This is a genomic window from Halomonas sp. ANAO-440 (assembly GCF_019915905.1).
GTDB lineage: Bacteria > Pseudomonadota > Gammaproteobacteria > Pseudomonadales > Halomonadaceae > Halomonas > Halomonas chromatireducens.
Genome location: NZ_JAHXBV010000004.1, coordinates 226,686 through 242,509, shown reverse-complemented (window position 1 = coordinate 242,509; position 15,824 = coordinate 226,686). Strand labels below are relative to the sequence as shown.

The following is a 15,824-nucleotide window of genomic DNA, read 5'->3' as shown; positions in this document are numbered from 1 at the left end:
GTTTCCTCGATACGTCTCAGAACGCCGCGTAGAGCCGGCCCGGGTTGAAGATGCCCTTGGGGTCGAGCTCGGCCTTGAGGTTGCGGTGATACTTCAGCAGCACCGATGGCAGCGGGGTAAAGGGCTCGTCGCTTCCCGGCCCTTCACAGGCGCCCAGGTAGGTGGCATGACCATCGACGCGTCGGCAGGCGCTGCGCAGGGTCTCGGCATCGATGGCACTCCTGACCCAGCACTGGGCGCCGGCCCAGTCGTGGATCATCGAGGCTTCCGCTGCGTCGGCGAGTTCCAGCGAGGCCGTGCGATGGGGCAGTGACAGACGCCACAGGGGCCGGTCGCTGGCCGTGGCGTCACCCTGGTCGAAGAAGTCCAGCTGCAGATCCCGTAACGCGGTCCAGAAGCTCTCATCCAGCTCATCGCCGCCGAGACGCTCGCGGGTGGCGGCCACGGAGCTTGGCCCGCCTTCCAGGCGGATATGCAGGGCGCCCTCCAGCCAGGCTACCGCGCTGATGGGCAGCGGCTCACGGCCCCAGTCGGCCAGCCTGTTGCGCGCCTCCTCCAGCGAGATATCCAGGTGCAGGCTGCGGCTGGCGCCGGGCCGGGGCAGCACCTTGAAGGTGACTTCGGTGAGCAGCCCGAGGGTGCCCTGAGCGCCGACCATCAGCCTCGACAGGTCGTAGCCGGCGACGTTCTTCATCACCTGGCCGCCGAAGCGTTGCTCGATCCCCTCGTGGCCGATCACCCGGACCCCGAGTACGAAATCGCGAACGCTGCCGGCCCAGGGGCGTCGGGGGCCGGAGAGACCGCTGGCAACCATGCCGCCCACGGTGCTCGCTTCACCAAAGCGTGGCGGCTCGAAGGGCAGCATCTGCCCCTGCTCGGCGAGGGCGGCCTCGAGCTCGGTGAGAGGCGTGCCGCTGCGTACCGATACCACCAGCTCCACCGGGTCGTAGAAGGTGATGCCCCGGTGCTCGGCGGTGGAGAGCACTTCGCCCTCTGTGGGACGGCCGTAGAAGCCGCGGGTATCGCCGCCGACGATGCGCAGCGGGGTGCCGGTGGCACTCGCCTGGCGGATGCGCTCTGCCAATGACTCGCTGGCGTCATGGTCATGGGGTGTCGTTGCTGTCTTGTCCATGGTCACTCCAGTCAGCCTTGCTTGGCGGGGTCGGCTGCCGCGCTCTTGATGGTGCGGAATTCCGAGCAGCGGGCCGGGGTGGGAATGTTCTTGCCCGGGTTGAGCAGGCCCGTCGGATCGAAGGCGGCCTTGGCGGCGCGGAAGGTGGCCAGCTCGTCGGGGCGGAACTGAGCGCACATCTGGTTGATCTTCTCGCGGCCGACGCCATGCTCGCCGGTGATGGTGCCGCCCACCTCGACGCACAGTTCCAGGATCTTGCCGCCCAGCGCCTCGGCCTCGTCCAGCTCGCCCGGGGTGTTGGCATCGAACAGGATCAGCGGGTGCATGTTGCCGTCGCCGGCATGGAAGACGTTGGCCACGCGCAGGCCGTACTGCTCGGACAGGTCGGAGATGCCCTTGAGCACCCGGGCCAGTTCACGGCGGGGTATGGTGCCGTCCATGCAGTAGTAGTCCGGCGACATGCGGCCCACCGCCGGGAAGGCGTTCTTGCGACCGGCCCAGAACAGCGCGCGCTCGGCATCGTCGCGGGCCTGCTGGATACCGGTGGCGCCGGCCGCCTCGAGTACGCGGCGAACGGTCTCGCAGTCGTCGTCGACGTCGGCTTCGACGCCATCCAGTTCGCAGAGCAGGATCGCCTCGGCCTCCACCGGATAGCCGGCGCCGATGAAGTCCTCGGCGGCGCGAATCGCCAGGTTGTCCATCATCTCCAGGCCGCCGGGAATGATGCCCGCGGCGATGATCGAGCCCACGGCGTTGCCGGCCTTCTCGATGTCGTCGAAGCTGGCCATCAGCACCTTGGCGGTCTCGGGCTTGGGCAGCAGCTTGACGGTGATCTCGGTGACCACGCCGAGCATGCCCTCGGAGCCATTGAACAGCGCCAGCAGGTCGAAGCCGGGGGCGTCAAGGGCATCGCTGCCCAGGGTCATGTGCTCGCCCTCGATGGTCAGTACCTCGACCTTGATCACGTTGTGCACGGTCAGGCCGTACTTGAGGCAGTGCACGCCGCCGGCGTTCTCGGCCACGTTGCCGCCGATGGAGCAGGCGATCTGGGAAGAGGGGTCCGGGGCGTAGTAGAGGCCATAGGGTGAGGCCGCCTCGGAGATGGCCAGGTTGCGTACCCCGGGCTCGACCCGGGCAATTCGCGCCTCGGGGTCGATCTCCAGGATGCGGCTGAAGCGCGACAGCACCAGCAGCACACCGTGCTCCAGCGGCATGGCACCGCCCGAGAGGCCGGTGCCGGCACCGCGGGTCACCACCGGCACACCGAGGCGGTGGCAGGTCTTGAGCAGCTGTTCGACCTGCGCCAGGGTCTCTGGCAGCGCCACCAGCATGGGCAGGGTGCGATAGACCGAGAGGCCGTCGCACTCGAAGGGGTGCAGGTCTTCTTCACGATGCAGCAGCGTCAGGCCGGGTACGTCCTGGGCGAGACTGTCGCGGATGGCGGTCTTGTCCAGCTGCGGCGCCGCGCCATCGAGTCGTTCATCGTAGAGGATATTCATGGAGACGCCTCATTGAGAGTCATGGCGGCAGGAGTTGTGATCGTGCGAAAGCTCCAATCTGCGCGCTAACCGACTCGCTGTCCAGCTTCCGGTCTGCTGGTATGACCAGTTGTTTTCGACTATATTGGAAAATATTTCCACCATATACCATTAGTCGTTCACTGACAGCCGGTCAATGACGATCCTGCCTCAGCGGCTTGCGGAGATCACCTCATGACAAAGGAATCGGGGACTGGGGAGGGAACGCCATGGGGCGCCACGGAGACGGTGGGTACCAGGGAGTCCGATGAGCTTGCCCTGCCGACGCGTACTCCCGATGCGGTGGCCGCAAGGCTCGAGCACCTGATCCTCGACGGGGTCTTTCGGCCGGGGCAACTGCTGCCTTCTGAGCGTCGGCTTTGCGAGCGGCTGGGCGTATCGCGCTCTTCGCTGCGGGAGGGGCTGCGCGCGCTGCGCAGCAAGGGCATCATCGTGACGCGGCAGGGGCGGGGGTCGGTGGTGGCCGACCTGGTCCCGGGGCGGGACGACAGCCCATTGATGCACCTGCTGCGCGACCATCCGCGCACGCTGTACGATCTCCTCGAGGTGCGTTCACTGCTCGAGGGCGAGTCGGCGAAGCTGGCCGCCGAACGTGCCACACCCAGCGACCGCGTGCTGATCCAGCGGCGCTATGAAGCCATGGTCGATTACGTGAAGGAGTGCCCGAAGATCGAGGTCAAGGAACTGGCGCACCTGGATCATGCCTTCCACCTGGCGATCTGCCAGGCCTCCCACAACCCCGTGCTGGTTCATACCCTGCAGACGCTGACCGATCTGCTGCTCAGCTCGGTGTTCGCCTCGGTGAAGAACCTCTACCACCGCGAGGCCCCGCGGGAAATGATCAACCGCCAGCATGCCCGACTCTATCGGGCCATCATCGAGGGCAAGCCCCAGGCCGCCAGGCGCGCGGCCCTCGACCACCTAGCCGGTATCGGTGAGCAGCTGCGCGAGATCGAAGCGGAAGACCAGCGTCTGGAGCGCTCGGCCATGCGCCTGAAGGAGTGGCAGTGACCCGTGCCGGAGCCCCCGGTCGGGGGCAAGGCTTCGGGCCCAGCCGATGGTCAGCGGTCAGGAGTTCGCCACGTTGCGGGTCTCCCCGTCGTCGATGACGCCGGCGATCGAGGCGACCTCGAGCTTGTTGCACAGGTGGTCGCGCAGTACCTGGCCCAGCCGCTTGCTGTCACGCTTCTTGAGCGCGGCGATCATCTCTTCATGGTCTTGTACGGCGCGGCGCCAATAGCTGTCGGTCATCTTCTTGGAGTAGCGAACCCGCTTCACCCGCTGGCTGAGGTTGTTGTACATCTCGAGCAGCACATCGTTATTCGAAGCGGCCAGCAGGCTCTCGTGAATTTTCTGGTTCACCTGGAAATATTCCGGTAGTTCACGATTGCGATAATGCACCAGCATGCGCTCGTGTAGCGCGCAGATCGCCGTTATGCCTTCATCGCTGATCTGCTGGCAGGCCAGTTCGCCCGAAAGCCCTTCCAGGGCACCCATGAGATCATAGGTATCCTTGACCATCTTGTAGGTCAACTGCTTGACGCGTGCCCCCCGGTTGGGCAGTAGCTCCACCAGGCCCTCCGAGGCCAGCACCTTGAGCGCTTCGCGCAGCGGCGTGCGTGATACGCCGAAATTTTCGCACAGCTGCTTCTCGGAGATACGCTCCCCAGGGGCCAGTTCCCCATGCTCAATTAGGTCTCGAATGCGGTCTGCGACTTCCCGAAAGAGGGTACGAGGCTGAATCTTGGTCATTGTCTGTTTTCCTTGTCCGCGGTCGCTGTCGAGGCTTTGCCCTGCATGGCGAACGACACTGCTTTCCTTGCCTGGTATTCAAGCACACTGCGCGGTTGACGGCATACCCTGAAAGGTATTATGAATTCAGAATTCTCTCAAGCTTTCCCGAGGCCGCCAAGCGGTGGCAGTGAATGCAGAGGGGTATATCAGTGACACAGCAACGAAGCGAGCCAATACCAGCGACATAACTCCAGCGACATAACAACAAGGAGCACCCCATGGCCGGCAAGGTCTTTCGCAGCAGCGTCCAACTCACTCGTGAGCAGGGAAGAGCCATTCTCGACGGCGTCTTCGCCCAGGCCCGGCGTGCCGGCACAGAGCCGCTGACCGCCGTGGTGCTGGATGGGGGAGGTCATGTGGTCGCCGCCGAACGCGAGGATGGTTGCGCCCCGTTGCGCTTCCCCGTTGCCCAAGGCAAGGCGTTTGCCGCGCTTGGCATCGGAGTGGCCAGCGGAGTGGTGGGAGCGCGCAACGCCGAGCGTCCCGCCTTTCTCGCCAGCGTGTCCACCGCGTCTGGCGGACACTTCATTCCCGTCGCCGGGGGCGTGCTGGTCCTCGATGCCGATGAGCGCGTCATCGGCGCAGTGGGCGTTAGTGGCGCCTCTTCCGCCGAGGACGAGAGTGCCGCCATCGCGGGTATAGAGGCAGCGGGCCTGGCCCATGGCCTCGAGCCGCTCTGAGTGGACCGACCCGACTTGACACCTCTTCTCGGATAGGACTAGCTTAGGTTGAAGACGTATTTAGAATAAAGAATTCAATTTTATCTGCGTCTATCCAAGCCAGCCCACCAAAGCGTCAATACTAGAACAATGAGGTAACACGCCATGCTATTCCCACGTGTCGCTGTCACCACGCTCGCCATCGCGGTGGCGTCGGTATCGCTGCAGGCCCAGGCGCGCGAGATCACCTTCGGCCATGTCGGAGGCCCCGACTCCCTGTTCTCCGACTCCGCCAACCACTTTGCCGAGCTTGTCAACGAGCGCCTGCCTGAGCCCTACGAGGTAGTGGTCTTCGGTTCCAGCCAGTTGGGCACCGACTCCGAGCTGCTCCAGCGCATGCGGCTGGGTACCGTCGACCTGGCGCTGCCCTCCACCATCATGTCTTCGGTGGCGGATGAGTTCGGTCTCTTCGAGCTGCCGTACCTGATCCAGGATCGCGAGCACATGAAGCGGGTCGAGGAGGAAGTCGTCTGGCCTACCTTGGCGCCGCTGGCCGAGCAGAACGGTTACCGCATCCTGGCCGTGTGGGAGAACGGTTTCCGCCATATCACCAACAACCGGCGTGCCATCAACACGCCCGAGGACCTGCGCGGTATCAAGCTCCGGGTGCCCCAGGGCGTGTGGCGTGTGCGGATGTTCGAGGAGTACGGTGCGGAGCCGTCACCGATGTCGCTCTCCGAGGTGTTCATGGCCCTGCAGACGGGCGTCATGGACGGCCAGGAGAACCCCCTGGCGCAGATCGCCGGCCAGCGCTTCCAGGAAGTGCAGGACTACCTCTCCCTTACCGGTCACGTCTATACGCCGGCCTACCTCACCGCCGGCCGCCGCTTCAACAACCTGCCCGATGAGATCCAGGAGATCATCATCGAGGCGGCCAAGGAGACCCAGGCATTCGTCTATGAGCATGCCGCACAGCTCGACGAGGATCTCATCGACGTAATTCGTCAGGCCAACACAGAGGTGAACGAGGTCGATACTTCGGTATTCATCGAGGCCTCGGGTACGATCTATGAGGCCTTTGCCAATGAGGTGCCCGGCTCTCAGGAACTCATCGACAGGGTTCTGGAGCTCGGTAACGACTCCTGACCCGCCTTGCGTCACCCGCAAGGCTCCCGCCCCCGCGCCGCCTGGCGGCGTGGGGGCTCCTGTCCACTTTCCTGAACGAGTCGAGAGCCATGGGTACCGTGAATACTATTTCTCGCATCCTGGAGCGCCTTCTCGAGATCATCACGGTGGTGCTGATGGTTTCGCTGACGCTGGTGGTGCTCTACGCGGTGGTGACCCGCTACGCCTGGCGCACCCCCTCCTGGTATGACGAGGTGGCCGCCATCATGCTGGTGTGGCTGACCTATTACGCCGGGGCGCTGGCTGCGCTCAAGCGGGGCCATATCGGCGTCGATGGCGTATTGGCCGCCATGCCGGTGCATATCCGCATGCCGATTGCCTATCTCACCGAGTCGCTGTTCATCGGTTTCTTCCTGGTGCTCGGCTGGGCCGGCCTGGTGGTGCTCGATGTCATGCAGGGCATGGCGCTGATCACCCTGCGCTGGGTGCCCCTCACCTTTACCCAGTCGGTCATTCCCATCGGGGCGGCGCTGTTCATCATCGCCCAACTGCTCAGCATGCCGGCTCACCTGGCCAGGGTGCGCTCGGGCCTCACCCAGGAAGAGGAGGAGATCCGCCACGCCATCGCCGAGGCCGAACGTGACAATGCGCGGGCCGGATTCACCGCGGATGCACTGACCAAGAGGGATCAGCCATGACACTCCCCTTCATGATAATTGGCCTGCTGGGGCTGATCCTGATGGGCCTGCCCATCGCGGTGGCGCTGGCGATCGTGGCGACGGTGGCCATCGTGGCCTACCAGGGCCTGGAGATGCTGCCCAACATCGGGCTGACGATGTTCGAGGGAGCGAGCAGCTTCCCGCTGCTGGCCATCCCGATGTTCGTGCTGGCAGGTGCCATCATGAACACCGGTGGCATCTCCAAGCGCCTGATCGCCTTTGCCTCGGCGCTGTTCGGCTTCATCCGGGGCGGGCTGGCGATGATCAACATAGGCGTTTCGCTGTTCTTCGCCGAGATATCCGGCTCCGCGGTGGCCGACGTGGCCGCTACCGGCTCGGTGCTGATCCCGGCGATGAAGAAGCGCGGCTACCCGGCGCCCTTCGCCGCGGCGGTCACCTCTTCCTCGGCGTCCCTGGCGATCATCATTCCACCCTCCATCCCGATGATCCTGTATGGCGTGATGTCCGGCGCCTCCATCGTCCAGCTATTCGTGGCCGGCATCGTGCCCGGGCTGCTGGGGGCGGGTGGCCTGATGGCGCTGAGCTACTACTACGCCCGCAAGTACGACTGGCCGGTGGAAGAGGTGTTCCAGTTCAAGCGCGTCAAGCAGACCGCCAAGGAGGCCAGTTGGGCCCTGACACTGCCGATCATCATCCTCGGCTCCATCTTCGGCGGCTTCGTGACCGCTACTGAAGGGGCAGGGCTCGCCGTCGCGGCGGCGATCTTCATCAGCGCCGTGATCTACCGTGAGCTGGACATGCGCACCCTCTACAAGGCGATCATCGACGGCGGCCAGCAAACCGCCGTGGTGATGCTGCTGGTGGCGGCCTCGGCGCTGATCGGCGTATTCCTGACCGAGATGCGCATGCCCCAGCAGCTGGCCCAGGCGGTGCTCAGCCTGACGGATAACAAGTACGCCATCCTGATGATGCTGAACGTATTCTTCCTGCTGATCGGTCTGTTCCTGCACTCCGCGGCGGCCATCATTCTGGTGGTGCCCATCGTCATGCCGCTGGTCGGCGCTGCCGGAATCGATCCTGTTCACTTCGGCCTGGTGGTCTGTCTCAACCTGGCCATTGGACAGCAGACCCCGCCGGTGGCGAGCGTGCTGATCACGGCCTGCTCGATCGCCAAGACGGATGTCTGGTCGGTGACGCGTTCGAACCTTGGCTTCATCACCGTGCTGCTCTTCATCCTGCTGCTGGTGACCTATATCCCCGCCATCCCGATGGCCCTGGTGGAGTTCTTCTACCGCTAGAGGAGTGCCCGGCGGGCACCTGTCCGCCGGGCTTGAGAACGAGGCAGGGGAGATCATGCCCAGCTTTTTGAATTCATTATTCACTGGGTGTCCGGTCGGCAAGAGGGAGAAGAATGATGGTAGGCAACACTCTGCTGTATGAGGTGCGTGAAGGGGTGGCGTGGCTTGGCTTCAACCGTCCCGAGAGCCGCAATGCCATGACCTGGGAGATGTACGACGCCCTGGAAGCCTGCTGCGATCACTTGGCGAAGGAGGAGCGGGTGCATGCGGTGGTTCTGTACGGCGTGGGCGGTGAGGCCTTCGTGGCAGGCACCGACATCACCCAGTTCAGTCACTTTTCCAAGCCCGAGGACGCCATCGGCTACGAGCAGCGTATCGACCGGGTGGTCGGCAAGCTGGAGACCCTCAACAAACCCACCATCGCGCTCATCGAGGGTGCCTGTGTGGGCGGCGGCGCGGCACTGGCCATGGTCTGCGATTTTCGCTACTGCACGCCCAATCTCAAGTTCGGGGTGCCCATCGCCAAGACCCTGGGCAACTGCCTTTCGATCACTAATGTGTCGCGGCTGATCGACATGGTGGGCATCGCTCGGACCAAGGAGGCGCTGATGCTGGGCAAGCTGTTCAACGCCGGCGAGGCCAGCCAGGCGGGCCTGGTCAATGCGGTCATCGAGCCCGACGCGATCCATGCCGAGGTGGCCGAAGTTGCCAAGCAGTTCAACAGGCTCGCGCCGCTCACCGTGCAGGCCAGCAAGGCGCTGGTCGGGCGAGTACAGGCGCAGCGGCGTACGGCGCGAGATACCGGCGATGACTGGGTCATCGCCTGCTACATGAGCGACGACTTCAAGGCGGCAGTCAGCAAGTTCGTCAACAAGACGCCGTTCGAGTGGACGGGTCACTAATAACAAAGCGAGGTGGAGCCGATGCTTCCCTTACACAAGCTGAAAGTGCTGGATATCTCCCAGATCATGGCCGGCCCTTACTGCACCATGGTGCTGGCCGACATGGGTGCCGAGGTGATCAAGGTAGAAAAGACCAACGGCGGTGATGACAGCCGCCAGATGGGGCCCTACGTCAACGACGAATCGACCTGCTTCTCCCAGATCAATCGGAACAAGAAGAGTATCTCGTTGAACCTCAAGGATGAGCGCGCCCGGCAGATCTTCTATCGGCTGGCCGAGGATGCCGACGTGATCGTCGAGAACTATCGTACCGGAGTCACCAAGTCGCTCAAGATTGACTACGACACCATCAAGGCCATCAACCCCGGCATCGTCTACTGCTCGATCTCCGGCTACGGACAGACCGGCCCCTACAGTCACCGCGGCGGTTTCGATCTTGTGGCTCAGGGCATGAGCGGCCTGATGTCGATGACCGGCGAGCCTGGGCGTCGACCGCTGAAGACCGGTATCGCCGTCTATGACATCGGTGCCGGCATCACTGCGGTGTATTCGATCCTCGCCGCACATATCCACAAGATGAATACCGGTGAAGGGCAGCACATCGATATTGCCATCACTGAATGCGGCCTGCCGTGGTTCGCCTGGGAGGCCGCGGCCTATTTTGCCGAGGGCAGGGTGCCCGAACCGACCGGTTGGCGCCATCGGGTTTCGGCGCCCTATCAGGCGATCAAGACTCGTGACGGCTATCTGATGCTGGGCTGTGCCAATCAGCGCACCTGGGAGCGCCTCTGCGGCGATGTACTCGGGCGCGCGGATCTGATGTCAGATCCGCGTTTCATCACCAACCATGACCGCGGCCAGCACGTCGAAGCGCTCGAAACGCTGCTCGAGGAAATCATGGCCGAGCAGGATACCGACCACTGGTTGGCGCTGTGTGACCAGGCAGGGGTCCCCGCGGGCCCTATCAACGACTTCGGTCAGGCAATGCAGGACGAGCATTACCTGGCGCGTGGCATGGTCGAGGAGATGGAGCATCCGGTGATCGGCAAGATGAAGACCATCGGCTTTCCCAGCAAGTTTTCCCGCACGCCGTCGCAGATTCGCTCACCAGCGCCACTGTTCGGTCAGCACACCGATGAGGTACTGGCCAGTCTCGGCATGACCGAGCCGGAACGGAACACCTTGCGAGACGAGGGCTGTATCAAGTAGCGGCTTGATCCAGGTGATTGATTGAATTTCTTACCGAAATTACTGGTATTACGTCATTGGAGACTTTGTCATGCTGAATCTCGACTACCACCCCTCGGGCCGCCATTTTCTGCAGATCCCCGGACCCTCGCCGGTGCCGGATCGCATCCTGCGTGCCATGAGCCTGCCGACCATCGACCATCGTGGCCCCGAGTTCGGTGCCCTGGGGCGTGAGCTGCTCGACAAGATCAAGCAGGTCTTCAAGACCGGGAACCCCGTTGTCATCTATCCGGCTTCGGGGACCGGCGCCTGGGAGGCGGCACTGGTCAATGTCCTGTCACCGGGCGATCGCGTGCTGATGTTCGAGACCGGCCACTTCGCCACCCTGTGGCAGAAGATGGCGCTGCGCCTGGGCCTGGAACCCGAGTTCCTCGGCTTGCCGGGAACGGAAGGCTGGCGGCAGGGGGTGCAGGCGGACATGATCGAGGCGCGCCTGAGGGAAGACGGTGGCCATGAGATCAAGGCGGTCTGCGTGGTGCATAACGAGACCTCCACCGGGGTGACCAGCGACATCGCGGCGGTGCGTCGTGCCATCGATGCCGTGGGCCACCCGGCACTGCTGCTGGTCGACACCATCTCGGGGCTGGCCAGCGCTGACTACCGTCACGATGAGTGGGGGGTGGACGTGACGATCTCCGGCTCCCAGAAGGGTCTCATGTTGCCACCGGGCATCAGCTTCAATGCCGTGTCCGACAAGGCCATCGCTACCAGTCGCGAGGCGCAGCTGCCCAAGAGCTTCTGGGCCTGGGACGAGATCATCGAGGCCAACCGGAACGGCTACTGGCCCTATACGCCGAGTACCAACCTGCTCTATGGCCTCAACGAGTCGCTGGACATGCTGCTCGAGGAGGGGCTCGACCATGTGCTTGCGCGGCACCAGCGCTGGGCGGCCGGGGTGCGTGCGGCGGTGGCGGCGTGGGGCCTGGAGATCCAGTGCCAGGATGCGGCGCTCTACTCCCCGGTACTGACCGGCGTGATGATGCCGGATGGAGTCGATGCCGATGCCGTGCGCCAGCTGATCTACGAGCGCTTCGACCTGTCGCTCGGCATGGGCCTGGGCAAGGTCAAGGGCCGGATGTTCCGCATTGGCCATCTGGGCGACTGCAATGACCTGACGCTGATCGCCACCCTGGGCGGCTGTGAAGCCGGCATGAAACTCAGCGGCGTGCCGCTCAAGGATAGTGGCGTGGTGGCGGCGTTGGACTACTTTGCCCGGCATCCGCTCGACGCCAGGTGAGCCCATCCTGACATGGCTGAGGAAGGCAGAATGACGTCTATGACGGGAAAGACCCCTTCCCCGGATGCGCGGATCAAGCCAGTGACTGAGCTGGCGGCCCGCCTTTCCCGGGAGATGGAAGGCGAGGTACTGTTCGATCATGCATCGCGTGGCCGCTACTCGACAGACGCCTCGATCTACCAGGTGATGCCGCTGGGGGTGGTGATACCACGCCACCAGGAGGACCTGGCGCTGGCACTGGCCATCGCCCGGGACGCCGGCGTCCCGGTGCTGCCCCGGGGGGCCGGCACCAGCCAGTGCGGCCAGACGGTGGGTGAGGCGCTGGTGATCGATACCACCCGCTGGCTCGACCAGGTGGTCGAGTTCGACGCCGAGGCACGCACGGTGGTGGTGGAGCCCGGAATCGTGCTCGATCATCTCAACGCCTGGCTCAAGCCCCATGGGCTCTGGTTTCCGGTGGATGTCTCCACCAGCGCCCAGTGCACCGTGGGTGGCATGACCGGCAACAACTCCTGCGGCTCGCGCTCGATCCGCTACGGCAACATGGTCCACAACGTGCTCGGCGTGGATGCCCTGCTGGCCGACGGAGGCGAGGCGAGCTTCGGTTTTGTCGAGGAGCTGGCCGAGGGTAGCCGAGCGCGCCTGATTGCCGACAAGGTACGAGCCATCGCCGAGCGGGTCGGCCCCGAGATACGCGATCACTTTCCCAAGGTGCTGCGCCGCGTCGGCGGCTATAACCTGGATCTGTTCGACTGCCAGAATCCCAAGCCCTACGACCCGGCAGGCCGGATCAATCTGGCGCACCTGCTGGTCGGGTCGGAAGGTACCCTGGCGGTCAGTCGCCGCATCACGCTGCGGCTCTCGCCGCTGCCCGAGCACAAGGTGCTCGGGGTGGTGAACTTCCCCACCTTCTACCAGGCCATGGATTTCACCCAGCATATCGTCAAGCTCGATCCCACCGCGGTGGAACTGGTCGACCGCACCATGATCGACCTGTCGCTGGAGAACCCCGCATTTCGCCCGGTGATCGAGAAGGCCCTGATCGGCAAGCCCGAGGCCGTGCTGCTGGTGGAGTTTGCCGGCGAGGATCGCGAGACACAGCTGGCGTCGCTGCGCGCGCTCAACCAGCTGATGGGCGACCTGGGGCTGGGCGGCAGCGTGGTCGACATGCCCGAGCCCGCCGAGCAGAAGGCGCTGTGGAACGTGCGCAAGGCGGGACTCAACATCATGATGAGCATGAAGGGCGACGGCAAGCCGGTCTCCTTCATCGAGGACTGCGCGGTGCCCCTGGAGCACCTCGCCGAGTATACCGACAAGCTCACCGAGGTCTTTCACCGCCATGGCACGGAGGGCACCTGGTACGCCCATGCCAGCGTCGGAACCTTGCACGTGCGGCCGATCCTCGACATGCGTCGCGACGGCGCCGGCAAGATGCGCGAGATCGCCGAACAGGCGTCGGCGCTGGTGCGCGAGTACAAGGGGGCCTACTCTGGTGAACACGGCGACGGGCTCTGCCGCGGCGAGTGGGTGGCCTGGCAGTTCGGGCCCACGATCAACGACGCCTTCCGCGAGGTCAAGCGGCTCTTCGATCCGGACAACCGCTTCAACCCGGGAAAGATCGTCGACACCCCGAAGATGGACGACGATCGCTACTTTCGCTTCCCCCGGGATTACCGGGCGATTCCGTTGACGCCGGTGTTCGACTGGTCGGCGTGGAACGTCAGGCGCGACCCGCTGACCGGCGCGCAGAGCGAAGCCGGCAGCGCCGGTGACCCCACCCATGGCCTGGCCATGGCGGTGGAGATGTGCAACAACAACGGCCACTGCCGCAAGTTCGATGCTGGCACCATGTGCCCGAGCTACCGCATCACGCGTGACGAAAAACACCTGACCCGGGGGCGTGCCAATACCCTGCGGCTGGTGCTCTCCGGACAACTGGGCGAGGAGGGCCTGGCCAGCGATGACGTCAAGGAGGCGCTGGACCTCTGCGTCTCCTGCAAGGGCTGCCGGCGGGACTGCCCCACCGGGGTCGACATGGCCAAGTTCAAGATCGAGGCGCGTAGCGCCCGGGTGCGGGCCAAGGGACTGTCGCTGCGTGACCGCATGGTCGGCGAGATGCCGCGCTATGCGCCCTGGGCGAGCCGGTTCTCCGCCCTGGTCAACGGCATCGAGCGGATCCCCTTCATCGCCCGTGGCGTCAAGCGCGGGCTTGGGCTGGCCCCGGAGCGTGCGTTGCCGGCCTTTGCTGGCAACTTCCTGGCCGAAGCGCACACGGCGCAGGATACGGCGACCCGCGAGGTGCTGCTTTTCGTCGATACCTTCAACAACTATATGGAGGGAGACAATGCCAGGGCCGCCAAGCGCGTGCTGGAAGCCGCCGGCTACGAGGTACACCTCAACGTGAAGCAGGGTGAGCGACCGCTGTGCTGCGGGCGCACCTACCTCTCGTCCGGCCAGTTCGACAAGGCGAAAGCCGAGGCGCAGCGGACGCTGGAGGCGCTGATGCCCTATGTGAACAGTGGCATGGCCATTGTCGGTCTCGAGCCGTCATGCCTGCTCAGCATGCGTGACGAGTTCCTGCAGTATGGATTCGGCGAAGAGGCGAGGGCACTGGCTGAGGCGGCCTGTCTGTTCGAGGAGTTCCTGGTCAAGGCGCGTGAGGCCGGGGAGCTGCCGCTGGAACTCAAGCCGCTGGCATACCGACGCGTCATGCTTCACGGCCACTGTCATCAGAAGGCCTTCGATGCCGTGCGCCCCATCGAGCAGGTGCTGTCATGGATTCCCGAGCTCGAGGTCGAGACCATCGAGTCTTCCTGCTGCGGCATGGCCGGCAGTTTCGGTTACGAGGTCGAGCACTATGATGCCTCGATGAAAATGGCCGAGCTGTCGCTGCTGCCGGCTATCCGCGAGGCCGCTGACGAGGCCGTCGTGGTGGCCGATGGCACCAGCTGTCGCCACCAGATCAAGGACGGCTCGGGGCGTGAAGCGATCCACGTGGCTCGGCTGCTGGAGCAGGCACTGGCCTGAGGCGAACCCGCCAGGCATCATGATCAAGGCAAGGCACCATGGCCAGGCACTATGGCCAGGCACCATAGAAAGGGGCGACAGGGGTCGCCCCTTTCGTCGTGACGAGGATGGAAGACAATGATCGATCTACGCAGTGACACCGTGACCCGGCCCACCCCGGCCATGCGCGAGGCGATGGCCAGGGCACCGGTGGGAGACGATGTATGGGGCGATGACCCCAGCGTTGCCGCCTTCGAGGCGGCGGTGGCAGAGAGGGCGGGCATGGCGGCTGCGCTGTTCTTCCCCTCGGGAACCCAGAGCAACCTGGCGGCCCTCCTGGTCCACTGCCAGCGGGGCGACGAGTATATCGCCGGCCAGTTCTCGCATATCTATCGCGATGAGGGTGGCGGTGCGGCGGTTCTGGGCAGCATCCAGCCCCAGCCCATCGAGCATGACCCGGACGGCAGCCTGCCGCTGGAGAGGGTGCAGGCTGCCATCAAGGGAGCCGACATTCATCATGCCAGCACCCGGCTGCTGGCGCTGGAGAACACCTTCCGGGGTAAGGTGCTACCGGAAGCCTATACCCGTCGTGCCACGGCGCTGGCCCATGAGCATGGGCTGGCCACCCACCTGGACGGCGCACGACTGTTCAACGCCGTGGTTGCCTCCGGACGCTCCCTCGCCGAGCTGTGCCAGGGTTTCGATTCGGTGTCGCTCTGCTTTTCAAAAGGGCTTGGCGCGCCGGTTGGCTCGCTGCTGCTGGGCGACGAGGCCTTCATTTTACGGGCGCGGCGTTGGCGCAAGACGCTGGGCGGCGGCATGCGCCAGGTCGGCATCCTGGCGGCGGCTTGTCATCATGCGCTGGAGAACCATGTCGAACGCCTGGGAGAGGATCATCGCCACGCTGCGCTGCTGGCTGAAGGCTTGGGTGAAATCGATGAAGTCGGGGTGCATGGCTGTGATACCAACATGCTGTTCGTCACTCTTCCTGAGGCCCATTGCTCGGCGCTGGAGGCGTTTCTCGCTGAACGGGGTATCCTGATGGCCGCTGCACCGGTCACGCGCATGTTGACGCACCTCGACATTTCAGAGCAAGACGTTCGCCATGTCGTGGCAGGCATCAAGGCGTACTTCGTAGCGAATGCCGCCCGAGTCGATGCCAGGCTTGGTGGTTGAGCGTCAACGACAGCCCCCATGGACGAGGC

Annotated in this window: 13 protein-coding genes; 10 read left to right on the top strand and 3 right to left on the bottom strand. The window is 64.4% G+C overall.

From position 1 onward, the window contains the following. Window positions 1-16: 16 nt before the first annotated feature. Both glcE and glcD read right to left on the bottom strand, forming a co-directional pair. Entirely contained in the window at window positions 17-1,132 is a 1,116-nt protein-coding gene (gene glcE, locus KZO25_RS04365; protein ID WP_223136009.1) for a glycolate oxidase subunit GlcE, read from the bottom strand. A gap of 11 nt (window positions 1,133-1,143) precedes the next feature. Continuing rightward, on the bottom strand, window positions 1,144-2,631 hold the full coding sequence (gene glcD, locus KZO25_RS04360) for a glycolate oxidase subunit GlcD (RefSeq protein ID WP_114477010.1): 1,488 nt from the start codon (window positions 2,629-2,631) through the stop codon (window positions 1,144-1,146). 213 nt (window positions 2,632-2,844) lie between these two features. Here glcD and glcC point away from each other — a divergent pair, with 213 nt between their 5' ends. Further along, window positions 2,845-3,681: a transcriptional regulator GlcC gene (gene glcC, locus KZO25_RS04355; protein WP_083517659.1), complete on the top strand. Its 837-nt coding sequence runs from the start codon at window positions 2,845-2,847 to the stop codon at window positions 3,679-3,681. A 57-nt stretch (window positions 3,682-3,738) separates the two neighbouring features. On the opposite strand, the gene KZO25_RS04350 is transcribed toward glcC, so the two are convergent. After that, window positions 3,739-4,422, bottom strand: coding sequence for a GntR family transcriptional regulator (locus KZO25_RS04350; RefSeq protein ID WP_066451984.1), 684 nt, complete (start codon window positions 4,420-4,422; stop codon window positions 3,739-3,741). Window positions 4,423-4,682: 260 nt separating this feature from the next. On the opposite strand from KZO25_RS04350, the gene KZO25_RS04345 reads away from it, so the two are divergent. From KZO25_RS04345 to ltaE, 9 genes are all read left to right on the top strand, one after another. Beyond that, entirely contained in the window at window positions 4,683-5,144 is a 462-nt protein-coding gene (locus tag KZO25_RS04345; protein ID WP_066451983.1) for a GlcG/HbpS family heme-binding protein, read from the top strand. 144 nt (window positions 5,145-5,288) lie between these two features. Next, window positions 5,289-6,269: a TRAP transporter substrate-binding protein gene (locus KZO25_RS04340; RefSeq protein WP_223136008.1), complete on the top strand. Its 981-nt coding sequence runs from the start codon at window positions 5,289-5,291 to the stop codon at window positions 6,267-6,269. Between the two features lie 89 nt (window positions 6,270-6,358). Further along, complete coding sequence (locus KZO25_RS04335) at window positions 6,359-6,946, top strand: TRAP transporter small permease (protein WP_066451981.1); 588 nt, start codon at window positions 6,359-6,361, stop codon at window positions 6,944-6,946. Continuing rightward, window positions 6,943-8,226, top strand: coding sequence for a TRAP transporter large permease (locus tag KZO25_RS04330; RefSeq protein ID WP_223136007.1), 1,284 nt, complete (start codon window positions 6,943-6,945; stop codon window positions 8,224-8,226). The genes KZO25_RS04335 and KZO25_RS04330 overlap by 4 nt, the downstream gene beginning before the upstream one ends. A 113-nt stretch (window positions 8,227-8,339) precedes the next feature. Next, on the top strand, window positions 8,340-9,128 hold the full coding sequence (locus KZO25_RS04325) for an enoyl-CoA hydratase/isomerase family protein (RefSeq protein ID WP_066451979.1): 789 nt from the start codon (window positions 8,340-8,342) through the stop codon (window positions 9,126-9,128). A gap of 21 nt (window positions 9,129-9,149) precedes the next feature. After that, a complete protein-coding gene (locus tag KZO25_RS04320) occupies window positions 9,150-10,337 on the top strand; it encodes a CaiB/BaiF CoA transferase family protein (protein ID WP_066451978.1) in 1,188 nt (395 codons plus the stop codon). 70 nt (window positions 10,338-10,407) lie between these two features. Then, entirely contained in the window at window positions 10,408-11,613 is a 1,206-nt protein-coding gene (locus tag KZO25_RS04315; RefSeq protein WP_066451977.1) for a pyridoxal-phosphate-dependent aminotransferase family protein, read from the top strand. A 30-nt stretch (window positions 11,614-11,643) separates the two neighbouring features. After that, window positions 11,644-14,640 (top strand): FAD-binding and (Fe-S)-binding domain-containing protein, encoded by a 2,997-nt coding sequence (locus KZO25_RS04310; protein ID WP_223136006.1) that lies wholly within the window; start codon window positions 11,644-11,646, stop codon window positions 14,638-14,640. 117 nt (window positions 14,641-14,757) lie between these two features. Next, the gene (gene ltaE / locus KZO25_RS04305) at window positions 14,758-15,795 is read left to right on the top strand and encodes a low-specificity L-threonine aldolase (RefSeq protein WP_223136005.1); all 1,038 of its coding nucleotides are present in this window, start codon (window positions 14,758-14,760) and stop codon (window positions 15,793-15,795) included. Window positions 15,796-15,824: the final 29 nt, after the last annotated feature.

Excerpts from the sequence above, each read along its gene's own strand:
- glcC (WP_083517659.1), top strand. The coding sequence starts at position 2,845 with ATGACAAAGGAATCGGGGACTGGGGAGGGAACGCCATGGGGCGCCACG.
- KZO25_RS04340 (WP_223136008.1), top strand. The coding sequence starts at position 5,289 with ATGCTATTCCCACGTGTCGCTGTCACCACGCTCGCCATCGCGGTGGCG.
- KZO25_RS04350 (WP_066451984.1), bottom strand. The coding sequence starts at position 4,422 with ATGACCAAGATTCAGCCTCGTACCCTCTTTCGGGAAGTCGCAGACCGC.
- glcE (WP_223136009.1), bottom strand. The coding sequence starts at position 1,132 with ATGGACAAGACAGCAACGACACCCCATGACCATGACGCCAGCGAGTCA.
- KZO25_RS04325 (WP_066451979.1), top strand. The coding sequence starts at position 8,340 with ATGATGGTAGGCAACACTCTGCTGTATGAGGTGCGTGAAGGGGTGGCG.
- KZO25_RS04330 (WP_223136007.1), top strand. The coding sequence starts at position 6,943 with ATGACACTCCCCTTCATGATAATTGGCCTGCTGGGGCTGATCCTGATG.
- ltaE (WP_223136005.1), top strand. The coding sequence starts at position 14,758 with ATGATCGATCTACGCAGTGACACCGTGACCCGGCCCACCCCGGCCATG.
- glcD (WP_114477010.1), bottom strand. The coding sequence starts at position 2,631 with ATGAATATCCTCTACGATGAACGACTCGATGGCGCGGCGCCGCAGCTG.
- KZO25_RS04310 (WP_223136006.1), top strand. The coding sequence starts at position 11,644 with ATGACGTCTATGACGGGAAAGACCCCTTCCCCGGATGCGCGGATCAAG.
- KZO25_RS04335 (WP_066451981.1), top strand. The coding sequence starts at position 6,359 with ATGGGTACCGTGAATACTATTTCTCGCATCCTGGAGCGCCTTCTCGAG.
- KZO25_RS04345 (WP_066451983.1), top strand. The coding sequence starts at position 4,683 with ATGGCCGGCAAGGTCTTTCGCAGCAGCGTCCAACTCACTCGTGAGCAG.
- KZO25_RS04320 (WP_066451978.1), top strand. The coding sequence starts at position 9,150 with ATGCTTCCCTTACACAAGCTGAAAGTGCTGGATATCTCCCAGATCATG.
- KZO25_RS04315 (WP_066451977.1), top strand. The coding sequence starts at position 10,408 with ATGCTGAATCTCGACTACCACCCCTCGGGCCGCCATTTTCTGCAGATC.